The sequence below is a fragment of the Streptomyces sp. NPDC043738 genome, assembly GCF_056436545.1.
Genome location: NZ_JBWKCJ010000022.1, coordinates 38,264 through 53,878 on the forward strand (window position 1 = coordinate 38,264; position 15,615 = coordinate 53,878).

The window sequence follows — 15,615 nt, forward strand, 5'->3', positions numbered from 1 at the left end:
GACGAAGCAACCACATGGCGTTCGTCAGAAGGCCACGCCCCCCGGGACCCCCCCCCCCCCCCCCCCCCCCCCCCCCCCCCCCCCCCCCGGGACCCACAGTTGGCACGACCACTTCCACCGGCACCTCTGCGCATCCTGCGGACCGCGTCCGCGTCCCTGCCGTCCTCGTTGACGGCCTCGTTCACGGCCGCCACCGACGCCGTCATCGCCGCCGCGCGCCGACACTCCCGACCGCATGCGGCACCGCCCTTTCTGGACGAGCCCCGCTCCCACCGGGAGATCGTGCGACGCCGCCGAGAAAGGGACTGTTCATGAACTCCTCGAGCAGTACGAGCAGCAGCGGGCTGCAGTTCACCCACCCGCACCTCGCCGTGGTGCTCGGCGGCGGCTTCACCGGCATGCTCGCCGCCGCCGCACTGTCCGCATACGCCGATGTCATCGTCGTCGAGCGCGACCGGCTGCCGCGGACCCCCGCCCTCCCCACGGACCTTCCACAGGCCAGGCACGCCCACCTGCTGGCGGCGGACGGAGCCCGGCTGGTCGACACCCTGCTGCCCGGCAGCGCCGACGAATGGCTGGCCGAGGGAGCCCGCCGGATCCCGCTGCCCGCGGAGCTCGCCGCCGGCTCCCCGCAGGGCTGGTTAGGCCGGCGCCGCTCGCCGTATCTGGTCGCCTGCTCACGCGATCTGCTCGACCGGGTCGTGCGCCGGCAGGTGCCCGCCCTCCCCGGTGTGTCCGTCCTCGACGGCACCGAGGCGGAGGAGCTGACCGGCACCGCGGAGCACGTCACCGGGGTGCGCGTACGGGACACCACGACCGGCGAAACGTATCGGCTGGATGCCGACCTGGTGGTCGACGCCACCGGTCGGCACTCCACCACCCGGGACCGGCTGTCCGCGTTGGGGCTGCCCGCCGCGCGCGAGGACGTCTCGGACCCCGGGATCGTCTCCGCGACCCGCATCTTCCGCGCCCCCGAGGGCACCGAGAACGTGCCGGTGCTCACCTCCCGTTCGGCCCTCACCACCCCCGGTCCCGGTCGGCGCGGTCCCGGGCGCCCCATCCCCGCGAGGACGGCCACACTGGTGCCCATCGAGGGTGGACGCTGGCTGGTCACCCTCACCGGCACCGGGGACGAATGCCCGACCGAACACGCCAACCGCTTCGTCCCGTTCGCCCGCCGCACGGGCAACTCCGCCATAGGCGACCTGATCGCCGAAGCCGAACCGCTGAGCGAGGTACGGCTGGCCCGCGACACGTCCAACCGGCGCCGGCGCTTTGAGCAGTTGCCGTCCTGGCCCACGGGGTTCATCGCGCTCGGCGGCGCCGTGGTCTCGTTCAGCCCCGACTTCGGCCAGGGCCTGTCCATCGCCGCCCACAGCGCCGCCGCGCTGCGCCAGACACTGCGCCGGCACGGGATGGACGACGCCGGCATCGCCCGGAAGGTCCAGCGCACCATCGGCCGCATCGTCCAGGAACCATGGTCCCTGGCCACCGGCGAGGACCTTCACTACCCCGCCACCGGTCGCGGCGCCGTCTGCCGCGCCTATGTCGATGTCGTCGCCCCCGGTGCCCGTACCGCTCCGTTCCCGCACCCGTCGGCCGCGCTCGGCCTGCTCCGGGCGCGGACGGCTCCGATCCGCCCGGCGCCGGGCGGGGCGCGGGACTGGGAGGAGGAGTCCCCGATAGCGGTCCCGGCCCCCCTGCCGGCGGCGGCCGAACCCGCGTCGGCGACCGGCCCGCGGTCCGCCTCGGCGTCCGGTGCCACCCCCACTCTCGCGGCGCTGCCCGGCGTCTCCAGGCGTCGTCCCCGCACGCTCGGCTTCGGACCGACGGCTCTGTGGCGCTTCAACGGGGCGAGCCGTCGGAAGCCGGGAGACGACTAGAACGTGTCCGGCCACGGCCACCGGACGCCCCTGAGGCCGTGGCCGGACACACCCGGGGCATGGCCGCGAGGCCGTCCGCGCTCCACCCGCCGCACCTGGTCGCCTGGGCGCGGCGCCGCTGATCTACCGTAGGGCGCCGAAGACAGCCGGGATCACCATCAAGGGGTTGCGGACAACCGTGACAGGCGCTAACCAGCATGCCCGCGAGCCGCGAGCCGCGAGCCGCGAGCCGCGAGCCGCGAGCCGCGAGCCGCGAGCCGCGAGCCGCGAGCCGCGAGCCGCGAGCCGCGAGCCGCGAGCGGCTGTGCGTGTGCCGACGGCCGCGACACCAGTCACGGCCTCATACCGCCGCTGCGGGTACCCGTCGGCGAGGACCCCGAACGCTGGCTGACGTTCGCCGGCGAGCGCATCGTCGTGGCGGTGGCGCGCACCGTCACCTCGACCGTCCGGGTCCTCGACGTCCTGCGCCCGGTGCTGCGTGATGACCCCCGGATCTCCCTCGTCTTCGCCTACGACCCCACCTCCGCGTTCAACGACGGCGTCCACGCCCTGCTGGAGTCGGTCGGCGCCCGCATCCTGCCCTGGCACCAATTCGCCCGTATCGCCCCCGACTTGATCATCACGGCGTCCGAGAACGCCGATCTCACCGCTTCACACCACACCGCCCCCGTCCTGGTCCTCCCCCACGGTGTCGGCTTCCACAAGGTCGTCCCCGACTCCCGCAGCGACCGGGACCGGCTCGCCGGGGTCGTGCCGGACGACCTGCTGCGCAGCGGCCGGGCCCGGCTCGCCCTCTCGCACCCGGACCAGGCGGCCCAGCTGGCCGCCGCCCACCCCGCCACCGCCGGCCACACCCTTCTGGTCGGCGATCCCTGCTATGACGCACTGCGCGACGGACGGGATCTGCGCACCGCCTACCGCCGGGCCCTGGGTGTCCCGGACGGCAACCGCCTGATCGTGCTGAGTTCGACCTGGCGCGACCGCTCGCTCCTGGGCCGGGATCCCGCGCTTCCGGCCCGGCTGCTCGCCGAACTGCCCATGGACCACTACACCGTCGCCCTGGTCACCCACCCCAACATCGCCTCTGCCCACGGCCACCATGCCGTCCGTTCCGTCCTCGACTCCGCCCATGACGCCGGGCTCTTGACCATTGCGCCGACGGCGGGCTGGCAGGCCACGCTGCTCGCCGCGGACCTTCTCATCGGCGACCACGGATCGGTCACCTTCTACGGCGCCGCGCTGGGTACGCCCTTGCTGCTCGGCGCGTTCAGCGAGGAGGAGGCCGTGGCCGGCACCCCCATGGCCGAGCTGGGGCGGATCGCACCCCGGCTCGCCGTCGACGTGCCGCTCCGGCCGCAGATCGAGCGGGCGCTCCATGCCCCGCAGTCGGCCGGCGACGACACCGTCGCCCGCCTCCGCAAGCTCGGCGAGAGGGCCTTCGCCGCCCCGGGCCGGGCCCTGGACCTGATCCGGTCCGCCGTCTACGACCTCTTGGACCTCCCCGAGCCGACCGGTCCGCCGCCCCCGCGCCGGGCGCCGGAACCTCCCGTACCGCAGGACCGCCCGGCGAAGGTCACCGCGACCTACGTGACCACCTCGATCGGCGAGGGACCCGACGGACCCCGGGTGTCGGTCGAGCGCACCCCCGCCGTCGTCGACTCCTTCGCCGTCCCCGAGCGATCCGATACTCCGGACGGCCCCTTCCGCCATCTCTCGAGCGCCGACGACGAATGGGACCGGCGACTGGCGGAGAGCGCCTCGGTCCTGGTCCGCCGCGAGCCGGCCGCTACCGCCGTCGCCGCCGACCGATGGATCCAGGACACCTTCGCCCGTTACTCCGGCTGTCTGCTCACCGCCGCCACCGTCGCAGGCCGCGGCTGCCGTATCGGGCTGCGCGACGGCCGTACGGTCGAGGTGTGCGCCACCGGCCTCATGGCCGACCCCGCCGTGCTGGCCGGCGTCGTCTACGCCCTTCTGCGCTCCCAACTCCCGTTGGCCGGCATCGTCACCCTCGCCCTCGGCAACCGCACGGAGGACGCCTCGCTGCGCGTCGCCCGGCACGGCCACGGCACATAGCCCTCCTCTCCACCCCGCTACTCGGGCGTCTGCTCGGTCTCCGTCAGCCGGCGGCGCAGTTCGACGGCGCGCGGCCCGCCGCCCGCCTCGTATATCTCCAGTGCCCGGGTGAGCAGTTGACGCCACCGCTCACGGTCGCCGCGCTCCTCAGCCATCTCCGCCAGCGCCTCGCACACCGGGGCCTCGTAGTGGACGGCTCCGCGTTCACGCAGCATCCGTACGGCCTCCTCCAGTGCCGCGACCGCCTCATCGGTGTGCCCCAGGTCCCTCCGCACGCCTCCGAGGGCAGCCAGCGCACGCGCCCCCATCCGGCGGTCGTCGATCGCCAGGAATCCGTCGTAGGCGTCCCGCAGCGTGGCCAGCGCGTCCTCGGTGCGTCCGACGGCGTGCTGTGCACGGCCCATGAAGTAGCGGCCGATGGCGATTCCGCGCTCGTCGCCCGCGGCGCGGTAGAGCGCCATCGCCTCCTCGTACGTCGCCACGGCGCGTTCCGGATCGCAGCGGTCCCAGTACCGCCCGTAGAACTCGCGGGCGGAGGCCCGCAGCAGCGTATGGCCGGATTCGTCGGCCCGTGCGATGGCCGTCTCGAGTTCGCTGCGGGCCCGGTCCAGCTCGTCGCGGTCCATCAACGGACGCGAGAGGAGCGAACGCAGCCGGGCTTCGGCGGCCGGATCGCCGTCCGCTGCGGCCTCCCTCGCGCCGAGTTCCCCGGACAGGGCCCAGTCGTTGAGGTATCTGCGGTTGAGGAACAGCGCGGTCAGCGCCTCGGCCAGCTCCCAGGCGCGGCGATGCCACCGGCGGTCCGCGGCGGCCCGCTGGACGGCGAGCAGCTCGCCGCGCCAGGCGTCCAGCCACTCCAGCGCTTCCTGGCGGTCGCGGAAGCCGTGCCTTGGGTCCGCCGCCTCCAGGCGCTCGACGTACCCTCCGATGCGCATCCGGCGGCCCATGACGGCCAGGTCGGCGTGCGCGGCCCGGGTGAGCAGATGGTCCACCACCCGGCGTACGACGGCGGTGCGCTCGGTTTCGGTGTCCTCACCGGCCGCCTGCTGTCTGGCGTGCAGTCGCACCAGGTCGTGGAAGTCGTAGCGCCCGTCCGCCGCCACAGTGATCAGACTCGCGGTCTCCAGGGCTTCGAGCTGCTCGGCCGCCTCAGGGCCGGTGATCCCGGCGGCGGCGGCCGCCGTCTCCGTGTCCCATCGGCGCCCGGGGTACAGGCCCAGGACCCGGTACAGCCGCGCCGTCTCCTCGGACAGCCCGGCATACGCCACCGCGAAGACCGCCGTCACGACCCGTTCGCCTCCCCTGCGCAGAGCGTCCAACCGACGCTCGTCATCGGCCAGTTCATCGGCGAGCGCCTCGACCGACAACCGCGGATGCATCACCAGCCGTGCGGCGGCCACATGCAGCGCCACCGGCAGCCCGCCGCAGCTCGCCACGATCCGCTCGGCCGCGGCCGCCCCGTCCGCCATGATGCGCTCCTCTCCGCACAGGCGCTGGAGCAGTTGCAGGCCGTGTGCGCCGGAGAGGGGTTCCAGGGGCAGCAGACGCGCCCCCACCGTGAGCAGCTCACCGAGCAGGCCCTGGCTCGTCGCGAGCACGACGCTCCCCGGCGCCCCCGGGATCAGCGCCTGTACCTGCGCCGGCTCGGTCACGTCGTCCAGGACCACCAGCACCCGCTTGTCGGCCGTCCGGCTGCGGAACATCCCGGTCAACTCGCCGAGGGTCCCCGGCAGGTACTGGTCCTCGACTCCCATCGCCCGTAGGCAGCGGCTGACACCGGCCGAGACGTCCCCGCCGGCCTGCGCCCTCAGCTCGGCGAAGTCGACATAGAACTCGCCACCGGGGAACCGGCCGCGCTCCCCTTGCGCCCATCTGTGCGCAGTCGCGCTCTTGCCCACCCCCGGCAGACCGCTGAGCACGGCCACCCCGCCGCTCTCCCCCACCGAGCCGCTGAGGGCCTCGATCACCGGCTCGCGGTCGACGAACTGGACCACTCCGGCTGGCACCTGACGGGGCACCGGAACCTCCGGCCGCTTCAACTCGAAGTGCACCCCGCCGTGGATCGCCCCGGCCTGCACGACCGGTCCGTACGCGCTGCCACCGAACTCGTTGTGTACGCCGTCCCCCACCCCGTGCTCCCCCACGTCGACCTCGCCCTTCCGCCTCGGCCGGTCGATCCGCCCGGACTGCCGGATCGACTCCGCACTCCAGAACGCTACTTGACGGCACTGACACCGCGGCCGCGATGCCGGCGGGAGTCCACCGCGTCCGACGACTCCTCGATCAGATCCGGTCAGCAGAGAAGAAAAGAAAAGGAAAGGGAGTAGAAATCGGCCGCGGGGGCGGCGCGCAGCACGCCTGGCCGCCCACCCCTCGACCACCGGGTCACCCGGCCACCCGGCCACCCGGCCACCCGGCCACCCGGCCACCCGGCCACCCGGCCACCCGGCCCGCCAACGGTCACGTTCCGCTGGTCGTGGCGGTGTCCTGGTGGTCCGGCGAGAGTCCCAGGAGGCGGCGCGCGAGAGTGAGGGGTGCGTGCGGATCGCGGGTGGGGGCGGGGGCCTTGGTGCGGTGTGCGGGGAGCCGTTCGACAGTGGTGGCGCCGGTGTCGGATTCCAGGGCGGGGGCGTAGCCCGCGGCGCGCAGGGCCTCCAGGGTGGCGGCCGGCGGGCTGCTGCTGACCAGGACGGTCGGGGCGATGGCCCGCAGGGCGAGGGCGTGCAGTGCGCGGTGGGCGGCCAGCTCCTTGAGCAGGCTTTCGTCGTCGGAGCGGATGCAGCAGGCAGCGGGCAGGACCCGCATCCGGCCGTGGGCGCGGGCGGCGTCCTGTACGAGGTAGCGCAGTGGCTGCGGCAGGGTCCCTGCCGTCGAGGCGCGGGTGAGGTCGTCGAGGAGGCCTTCGGCGCTGTGGCCGGCATCCAGCGCGCGACGCACCGAGGCGGGGGTGAAGCGCCAGGTCACGGCGTGGCCTTCGGACTCGCGGTCGGCCGCGGAGGCGAGCAGGCCGGCGAGCGCGGCGGCGGGGCGGCCGGGCACCACCGCGGTCAGATCGGCCTGGAAGTGGGCCTGTTCGAGCAGCGGTGGGAGGAGGTCGCCGAGCGGTTCGTCGAGGGACCGCGGGTCGGCGAGCAGCGCCCGGCCGAGGGGGGTGAGGGTGCCGTGGGCGACCAGTCCCAGATAGGCCGCTTCGTGGAGGGTGTGCGCGGCGCGTTCCTCGGCCATCGGCTGCCCGCTGACGGCGAGGGGGCGGTGCCAGTCCGCCGCCCCGAGGAGGCTGCGCAGCGCGGCGTCGGTACGCGGTGTGGCCTCCGGTCCGGGGGACTGCGCTTGCGGCAGGGGTGGCAGGGGTGCCGCTGCGCCCAGGGGGACGGCGGCCAGGGCGGCGAGCAGGGCGTGCCGCAGCGCGGGCGCGTGCCGGTCGTGGCCGCGGACCAGCGCGGTGGGGGTTTCGCCGAACGGGGTGTGGGTGGGGATGGCCCACAGGGCGGACCAGGCAGCCAGGACGGGGGCGAGGCGCCGGCCCGGTGGGAGCAGGAGCCAGTCGTCGTAGGCGCCAGTGGGCAGGGCGGTGATGCCGGCCGGGGTGCGGGTCAGCGCGATCAGGTCGGCGGCGAGGGCGAGGTCGAGGAGGAGGCGGGTGTGCGGTTCGGAGGCGCCGGCCGCCTTGGCGAGCCGCTTGATCTCCCGTACCGCCAGGCCGCCCGCCTTGCGCAGCGCGGCGGGCTGCGTCGCCAGCGAGGCCAGCAGGCGGTCCACGGTGGCGGCGAGGGTCGCGGCGGCGGCCCGGGACTCGTCGTGCAGTGAGGTCGCGGGGACCGCTGTGGCGGGCGTCGCGGGGTCGGCGGTGTCGTCCGGGACGGGCTGCGGGGCGTGCGCGAGGAACGAGCCGAGGTCGTGGGCGGCCAGGAGTTGCGGGGCGCGCGGCGGGACGACGACGCTGCCGTCCTCGGTCGGGGCGGCCAGTCCGTCGTCGTAGAGGGCGCGCAGGCCGGCTTCGGCGGCGCTGCGCGCGTGCCCGATGGCGCCGAGGGCGGTGAAGACGTCCTCGGGCGGGACGGGGACGGTGGCCAGTTGGGCGAAGGACAGCCGGTGGGCCATCAGGGACTGGTAGTCGGCCCCCGGGGCGGGGGCGGTGGGGCCGTGGGCGTCCCGTGCGGCGCGTTCCTGGCTGATGCGGGCGGTGGCGGCGAGCACCTGCAGGCGGGGGTGGTCGAGGTGCAGCACCAGGTGGTGGAGGGTTTCGTAGGACCACAACGCGCTTGCCAGGCCGCGCAGTTCGGTGGGGGCGGGGCGGCGGGCGAGCGGCTCGGCATGGCGGGTGAGGAGTGCCGCGAGCTGCTCGGGGGTGCGCTGGGCGAGGGATCGGGTGAGTGTGTCGAGACCTTCCACGGCCTTGAGGTTAGTCATCGCGCGAGCAGGGTGGTGAGGGCGCCTACGGGGTCGGGGTCGGCCGGTCCGGTGGGCCACCAGTCCTCGGCGCCTGGTTCGGATTCGTAGGGGTACCAGCGGTTGTCGTGGCCGAAGCGGAGCTGGATGCCGCGGTCGGGGTCGGTGAGGTGGTTGTGGCGGGGGCGCAGGGCGGGGAGGTCGGCGGCCAGGAGGGCGCTGCGGGCCCGGTCGAAGTCACCGGCCGGGGGGTTCCAGGTGGTGTCGAGGAGGGCGAGGCCTTCGGGGCCGCCCTGGCGCCAGGCCGCGACGGAGCGGGCCACGTCCGTGGGCGTGCGGCCGGTCGCGGCCGCGAGGTCGCGGTAGAGGGCCCGGGTGGTGGCGGTCAGGCCGCCGGTGGGGTGGGCGGTGGCGGCCAGGCGGACGGAGTCCTGCCACGGGGGCAGGTCCGGGAACGGGCCGGGGAGGGCCTGCTGCCCGCCACCGGGTGTCGGTGATCCGGCGGCGGATACGCAGGCGTGGGCGCGGGCGGCGGCGTCGGCGGCCAGGAATTCGAGGGTGGCGGGGTCGAAGGGGAGGCCGTCGCCGTCCGGCAGGGCAGGCGGGTGACCGGGCTGGGGCGGCACCGGAAGGGGCGCCGGGAGCGGCGGCCGGGGCCGGTCGGCGAGAGCCGTGCGGGCGGGGACACCGGAGGGCGTCGGCGTCCTGGGGGCAACGGGCTCCTCGGGCACGGCACCCGGGGCCACCGCGGCGGTGCGGTCGCCGGCATCGACTCGTGCGGGCTCTTCGGGCACCTGCCTGCCGGTGGCCGGTGCGGTGGCGGCGAGGGTGTGCGCGCGGGTTTCACGGGCGGTCAGGGCGGCGTTGCGGCGGGAGAGCTCGTCGAGGAGTTCGCGTTCACCGCGGCCGCGCATCAGCAGCAGGACGAACGGGTCCGTGTCCAGGAGCCTGGCCACTTGGAAGCAGAGCGCGGCGGCGTGTTTGCAGGGCCTGCCGCTGTCGGGGCACGAGCACCGGGGAACGAGGTCGCCCGGCCCCGGGAGCAGGCGTACCTCGCCTTCGGCCAGGGCGCTGGGCAGCTGCTTTGCCAGCAGGGCGGTGAGCTGTCCGGGGTCCGCGGCGATCGCGTCCAGGAGGGCGTCCCACTCCTGGCCGGTGAGGGTCCTGAGGCGGATCTCTGCGCTGTAGGGGCGGGGCCTGCTGCCGCGTACGGTGGCGACGATGCGGCCCGGTGTGATGTTGATCGTGTCGACATGGCCGTCGCGGGCGTAGGTCCGGCCACGGGCGAGCCGGGCGCTGTCGAGGGCGGCGCTCTCCAGCGCGTCCAGCCAGGCGCTTCCCCACCAGGATTCGGCGAACAGCCCCCGGGCACCGGTCCGGACGGGCAGCGGCGGGAAGGTGCGGGTACGGTCCGCCCGGGCCTGGTGGTCGGCCGCGGCGGCGCGCCCAAAGGTGGGTCGGCGGTTCATCCGGGCCTCCTGAGGGAGACGAGATCGGCCAGTTCCGCATCGGTCAGTTCGGTCAGCGCGGTCTCCCCACCGGAGAGCACCGCGTCGGCGAGCGCCCGTTTGGCGTCGAGGAGTTGGGCGATGTTGTCCTCGACCGTGCCCTCGGCGATCAGCCGGTGGACCTGGACGGGCTGGGTCTGGCCGATGCGGTAGGCGCGGTCGGTGGCCTGTTCCTCCACCGCCGGGTTCCACCAGCGGTCGTAGTGGATCACATGTCCGGCGCGGGTGAGGTTCAGGCCGGTGCCGGCCGCCTTCAGGGACAGCAGAAAGACCGGGGCCTGCCCGGACTGGAAACGGTCGACCATCTTCTCCCGTTCGGCGACGGGGGTGCCGCCGTGCAGCAGCTGTGTCGGGACGCCTCGGGCGGCGAGGTGCCGTTCGAGCAGCCGCGCCATGCTCACGTACTGGGTGAAGACCAGCACGGCGCCGCCCTCGGCGAGGATGGTGTCCAGGAGTTCGTCGAGGAGTTCGAGCTTCCCGGAGCGGGCGGCCAGCCCCGGGGCGGTCTCCTTGAGGTACTGCGCGGGGTGGTTGCAGATCTGCTTGAGGGCGGTGAGCAGCTTCATGACCAGTCCGCGGCGCGCGATGCCTTCGGCGGTCTCGATCCGGGCGAGCGTCTCGCGGACGACGGCTTGATAGAGCGCGGCCTGTTCGCGTCCCAGCGCCACCGGATGATCCGTCTCGGTCTTGGCCGGGAGCTCGGGCGCGATCCCCGGGTCGGACTTCTTGCGCCGCAGGATGAACGGGCGCACCAGTCTGGCCAGCCGCTCGGCCGCCTCCGGGTCCTCGCCTCCCTCGACCTCACGGGCATGAAGCGCCCGGAACGTCTTGAGGGGGCCGAGGAGACCAGGGGTCGTCCAGTCCAGCAGGGCCCACAGCTCGGAGAGGTTGTTCTCCACCGGCGTGCCGGTGAGGGCGATACGGGCGGGGGCCTTGATGCTGCGCAGCGCTCTGGCCGTCGAGGAGCGGGGGTTCTTCACATGCTGTGCCTCGTCGGCGACGATCCATGCCCAGGGCCGGGCGGCCAGCTGGGCGGCGCTGCTGCGCATCGTCTGGTACGTCGTCAGGACGAAGCCGCCGTTCAGGCCGTCGAGGCTGCGGCCGGTGCCGTGGAAGCGGCGCACGGGCGTACCGGGCGCGAAGCGCTCGATCTCCCGCTGCCAGTTGCCGAGGAGCGAGGCGGGGCAGACCACGAGTACGGGGTCGGTGGGCCGTCGGTGCAGATGGAGCGCGATGACGGTGACCGTCTTCCCCAGGCCCATGTCGTCGGCGAGGCATCCGCCGAGGCCGATCGAGGTCATGGTGTCGAGCCAGGTCATGCCCCGTAGTTGGTAGTCGCGGAGGGTCGCCCGCAGTCCGGGTGGCTGGGGCAGCGGGTGCGCCTGGTCGGTGAGGCGGCCGCGCAGTGCGGCGAGCGCTCCGAGTGGCACCACCTCGACCGGTTCGCCGTCCACCTCCGTGGTGCCGTGGAGCGTCGCGGCGAGGGCATCGACCGGCTCGAGATAGCCCAGTTCACGCTTACGGGCTTTGCGTACGAGCCCTGGGTCGACCAGCACCCACTGGTCGCGGAGCCGCACGACGGGGCGGTGCGCCTCGGCCAGGGCGTCCATTTCCGCCTCCGTGAGGGGCGCCCCGTCCATCGCCAGCTGCCAGCGGAATTGCAGCAGTTCACCGGAGTCGAAGAAGCCGAAGCCGTCCGCGGCGGAGCCCGGTGCGGGGCGCAGCACCGCCGTCGCGGTAAGCCCGCGGGCCAGCTCCCTGGGCCAGTGGACGGCCACGCCCGCGGCACCCAGGCGGGGCGCGGCCTCGCCCAGCAGCTCGTACAACTCCTCCTCGTCCAGGGGCAGTACATCGGGGACCGGGCGCTCCAGGAGGCGGGTGAGTGGGGGCCAGACGCGGGCGGCGCGACGCAGCGCGAGGAGCGTGTCGATGCGGGAGCGGGGCCCGAAGTGGTCGGGGCCTTCGCCCTCCCACAGGGCGCGGGCGTCGGCCACCAGGGTCGGATCGGTGAGGCTGTGCACCTGCAGGACGGCGGCCGCCGCGCTGCGCTCCTCGGCGTCGCCCGCCCCGCTCTCGTCCCGGAGGTCGAAGAGCCGGTGCGGTGCGAGGTCCAGGCGCAGGGAGAGCCGCACCCCGGCGTCGACGCCCGCCGCGACCTCGGCGGCCCACTCCCGTGCGCCGGGAATGTGCTGCGGCTCGCTCGCGGCGAACGGGGCGCCGGCCACCAGTCCGGCGGCGGGGGTGCGCGGCAGCGCGTCGATGACCGCGTCCACATAGAGCCGTACCAGGGCCGCGGGGTCGTGCAGCTGGAGCGGGCGGCTGCCGGGGAGCGGCACGGGGTGGGCCTCGGCGGGCATGGCGGCGGCGATGGCCCGGAGGTGCGCGATGTCTTCGGGGTCGAGCGGTCCGGCGCGCCAGGCGTCGGTGTCCTCGACGGTCAGGCCCGGCAGCAGTCTGCCGCGCGCGGCGAGGTGCAGGGCGTGCAGAGTGGCCGCGCCCCAGCAGGCGGCGGCCGGGTCGGCGGACGGATCATGCCGGGCACGGACCAGCAGCGGCACGGCCTCGGCCAGCGGGAGCAGCACGGCGGCAACCGTGCGACTGCGGGCCCCGTTGCCGTGCCGCCGGGCAACGGTCAGCTGTACTCGCTCCAGCGCCTGCCCCTCGCCCGGAGTTCCCGTCCCCTCTCCCCCGTCGCCTTCCGGCAGGGGCCCACCGTCGGGCCGCCAAAGAGCGATCTTGCCGGCGCGCGGCGGCTGGGCGGGCAGGAAGGCCACGGCGCAGCCGGCCACGGCAGCGGCCCATCCGCCGCGCTCCCACCGCCTTGTCATGCCATCCCCTGATGTCCGGTCGTCCTGCACTGCCTGCCGTGGCGCCCGTCGGGCCGACCGCCCGCGGCCCGCTCCGGCGCGCCCGACCTGCGAGTCTACGGTCGTACGCACCACGTCTCCCCAGCCTCCTGCCTCGCACCCGACGAGCCGCCGCGGCAATCTGTCGTCTGCTGCCGATGGAAGCAGACGGCACTGACAACGCACCCGCCCCGCACTCCCGCGCGAGAGGGCGGAGTTATCCACAGGCAACGAAATGCCTCTTGCACCCACCCCAACTTCGATTACATTGAGTGACGAAATAACTCTCAGTAATCACTCGATCTCGGCGAGGAGCATCATGCACACCCCCACACCCGAACAGACCGCCGCGGCGGAGGCCTTTGCGACCGGCTCGCATCTCGTGATCCAGGCCGGCGCCGGCACCGGCAAGACGACGACCCTCGCGATGCTCGCGCACTCCGCGCGGCGACAGAGCCGGCTCGGCCGCTACATCGCCTTCAACAGGGCAGTCGCCCGCCACGCCGCCCGGGAATTCCCCGACGAGGTCGCCTGCGCAACGGCGCACGCCCTCGCCTACACCGCCGTGGGCAGGGGCTACCAGGCGCGGATGAACGCCCCTCGGCAAGCGGGGTGGCGCACCGGTGCGGCCCTGGGCATCGACAACGGCATGTCGGTACGCATCGGAGCACGCAAGGTCGACAACAGGGCGCTCTCCTACACGGTCCTGCGCACCGTCACCCGCTTCTGCCAGTCGGCCGACAGCCATATCGCGCCGGACCACGTTCCGTCCTTACGCGGCGCCGAAACCGAGCCGCTGCATGCTCAACTCGCCGATCTCGTCCTGCCCTACGCACGCAAGGCCTGGGCCGACCTCCAGCATCCGGACCACGGCGTCGTCCGTTTCGAGCATGATCACTACCTCAAGATGTGGGCGCTGCGCGAGCCGGTCATCAAGGCGGACTTCCTGCTGCTGGACGAGGCCCAGGACACCAATCCCGTGGTCGAGCAGGTCTTCACCGCTCAGCGCGACCACGCACAGCTGGTGCTGGTCGGGGACTCCGCCCAGGCCATCTACGGCTGGCGTGGCGCGCGCGATGTGATGTCCGGATTCGACGGCAGACAGCTCAGCCTCTCCCGCTCCTTCCGTTTCGGACCGGCACTGGCGGCCGAGGCCAACCGCTGGCTGGCGATCGTCGGCGCGCCGATCCGGCTGACGGGTTCCCGCTGCCTGGAGACGGAGTTACACAGGGTCCGCGCCCCGGACGCGATCCTGTGCCGGACGAATGTGGGGGCGATGGTGGAGGTGATACGGCAGCTGGAGGCGGGCCGCCGGGTCGCGCTCGCGGGCGGGGGCGAGGCTCTGAGCGCGCTCGCACGCGCCGTACATGACCTGGAGGCCGGGCGCCGCACCACCCATCCCGAGCTGATGCTCTTCGAAACCTGGGCGGAGCTGCGTGAGTACGCAGAGTTCGACCCCGAAGGCCGGGATCTGCTGCCTCTGGTGGAACTCGTCGACGAGCACGGCACGCAAGCGGTGCTCCAGGCCCTGGACCGGCTCTCGCCCGAGGCTTCCGCCGAGGTGACGGTGTCCACGGCGCATCGGGCCAAGGGGCGGGAGTGGGCGAGCGTGCGCATCGCGGACGACTTCACCGCCCCCGACGATCTCGACGAGCGAGGCGAGGACGGCGCGCCGGTCCCCGGGCCCATCGACATCGACGAGGCACGCCTGGCGTACGTCGCCATCACCCGAGCACGATCACTGCTCGACATCGGCGGCCTCTCCTGGATCAACAGCCACCCCGCCGGCGACCCACGCCGCGAGGGCGACTGAACGGGGGGCGGGTGGTGGAGGGGCGGGTGGTGGAGGGGGGGACGAAGCGGGAGGGGGTGGGGGGCGAGGTGGAAGGGAGACGGCGGGAGGGGGTGGGGCAGGGGGGAGGGGGCGGGGCGGGCGGGAGGGAGGGAGGGAGGGAGGGAGGGAGGGAGGGGCGGGAAGGGAGGGAAGGGAGGGGCGGAGCGGGGCGGGAGGGGGCGAGAGACGAGGAAAGGCAGGGAAGACAGGTGACCGGCTCGTCGATCGGGAGGATCCTGGAGGTGGGAGATGGGTGCCGATGCGTACGGGAAATGAGCCGCTGCACGCACGCAGCCCGCTGAGAATGCGCTGTGGGCTGGCGCTGTGGGGGTTGCTGTGTGCCACCGTCGGAGCCGTGGCCTTCGTCAACGCCGGCCGACCGGAATGGGCGGGGGCGTGTGCCGCCGTGGCCATGGTGGCAGTCATGGACCTGGCCATGGTGATCCGCCACATTCGTCAGGGGCCGCACTACCAACCGGGCAGGGACATACCGCCCTACGAGCCGGATCGTGGCCGGAACGAAGCGTTCGGCATACGCAGGGACACCGGCCGCCGACGCGGCACCAAGCCGTAGGTGACGGGGGGCGTGTTCACCCCCGCATGTCAGGGAAGTGCCGGCGACCGCATCCCCGTCACGGGCTGTTCGCCGCTGCCCCTCTCGTCATGGGGCGGGTTCACCGTTGCCCGTGTCGCCGTGGGGGAAGCGGGCGGCCTGGAGGAAGTCCGGGCGCGGTTCCAGAGCGGCTGCCAGGCGGAAGTGGCGCAGCGCCTCGTCCAGCCGGCCCCCGCGTTCCAGAGTGCGGCCCAGCGCGAAATGCGCGAAGGCATTGTCCGGCTCGCGTTCCAGCACTATCTGGAACTCGAGTTCCGCCGGGCGCAGTTGGGCGGCGAGGAAGAAGGCGCGGGCGCGCAGCAGTCGGGCCGCGGTGTTTTCGGGGTGTGCGGTGATGACCGAGTCCAGCAGCCGGATCGCGCCGCGTGGGTCGCGGGCCTCCAACAACTGCTCCGCGGCGCGGAAGTCGATGACATGCGTCTCGGGGCTGCTCTCGGGCACGGCCTGCTCCTCTCCCGTTGCCGTC

Annotated in this window: 9 protein-coding genes; 4 read left to right on the plus strand and 5 right to left on the minus strand. The window is 73.9% G+C overall.

Annotation, left to right across the window (positions count from 1 at the left end; all coding sequences use genetic code 11):
- The first annotated feature begins 311 nt into the window (after positions 1–311).
- Entirely contained in the window at positions 312–1,883 is a 1,572-nt protein-coding gene (locus tag AC0680_RS25970) for an FAD-dependent oxidoreductase (protein WP_478633023.1), read from the plus strand.
- Between the two features lie 420 nt (positions 1,884–2,303).
- Positions 2,304–3,959, plus strand: a complete 1,656-nt coding sequence (locus AC0680_RS25975; RefSeq protein ID WP_478633026.1) for a CDP-glycerol glycerophosphotransferase family protein — start codon at positions 2,304–2,306, stop codon at positions 3,957–3,959.
- A gap of 17 nt (positions 3,960–3,976) precedes the next feature.
- Here the strand turns inward: AC0680_RS25975 and AC0680_RS25980 are convergent, their stop codons facing one another.
- From AC0680_RS25980 to AC0680_RS25995, 4 genes are all read right to left on the minus strand, one after another.
- Entirely contained in the window at positions 3,977–6,088 is a 2,112-nt protein-coding gene (locus AC0680_RS25980) for a hypothetical protein (protein WP_478633028.1), read from the minus strand.
- 331 nt (positions 6,089–6,419) lie between these two features.
- Positions 6,420–8,351, minus strand: coding sequence for a helicase-associated domain-containing protein (locus AC0680_RS25985; protein WP_478633031.1), 1,932 nt, complete (start codon positions 8,349–8,351; stop codon positions 6,420–6,422).
- A 14-nt stretch (positions 8,352–8,365) separates the two neighbouring features.
- Positions 8,366–9,817, minus strand: coding sequence for an SWIM zinc finger family protein (locus AC0680_RS25990; protein ID WP_478633033.1), 1,452 nt, complete (start codon positions 9,815–9,817; stop codon positions 8,366–8,368).
- Complete coding sequence (locus AC0680_RS25995; protein WP_478633035.1) at positions 9,814–12,684, minus strand: DEAD/DEAH box helicase; 2,871 nt, start codon at positions 12,682–12,684, stop codon at positions 9,814–9,816. The genes AC0680_RS25990 and AC0680_RS25995 overlap by 4 nt, the downstream gene beginning before the upstream one ends.
- Positions 12,685–13,021: 337 nt before the next feature.
- Here AC0680_RS25995 and AC0680_RS26000 point away from each other — a divergent pair, with 337 nt between their 5' ends.
- Both AC0680_RS26000 and AC0680_RS26005 read left to right on the plus strand, forming a co-directional pair.
- On the plus strand, positions 13,022–14,515 hold the full coding sequence (locus AC0680_RS26000; RefSeq protein WP_478633038.1) for a UvrD-helicase domain-containing protein: 1,494 nt from the start codon (positions 13,022–13,024) through the stop codon (positions 14,513–14,515).
- 280 nt (positions 14,516–14,795) lie between these two features.
- Entirely contained in the window at positions 14,796–15,110 is a 315-nt protein-coding gene (locus tag AC0680_RS26005; protein WP_478633040.1) for a DUF6343 family protein, read from the plus strand.
- A gap of 87 nt (positions 15,111–15,197) precedes the next feature.
- Here AC0680_RS26005 and AC0680_RS26010 read toward each other — a convergent pair whose 3' ends face one another.
- Complete coding sequence (locus AC0680_RS26010; RefSeq protein WP_478633041.1) at positions 15,198–15,590, minus strand: tetratricopeptide repeat protein; 393 nt, start codon at positions 15,588–15,590, stop codon at positions 15,198–15,200.
- Between the last annotated feature and the right edge of the window lie 25 nt (positions 15,591–15,615).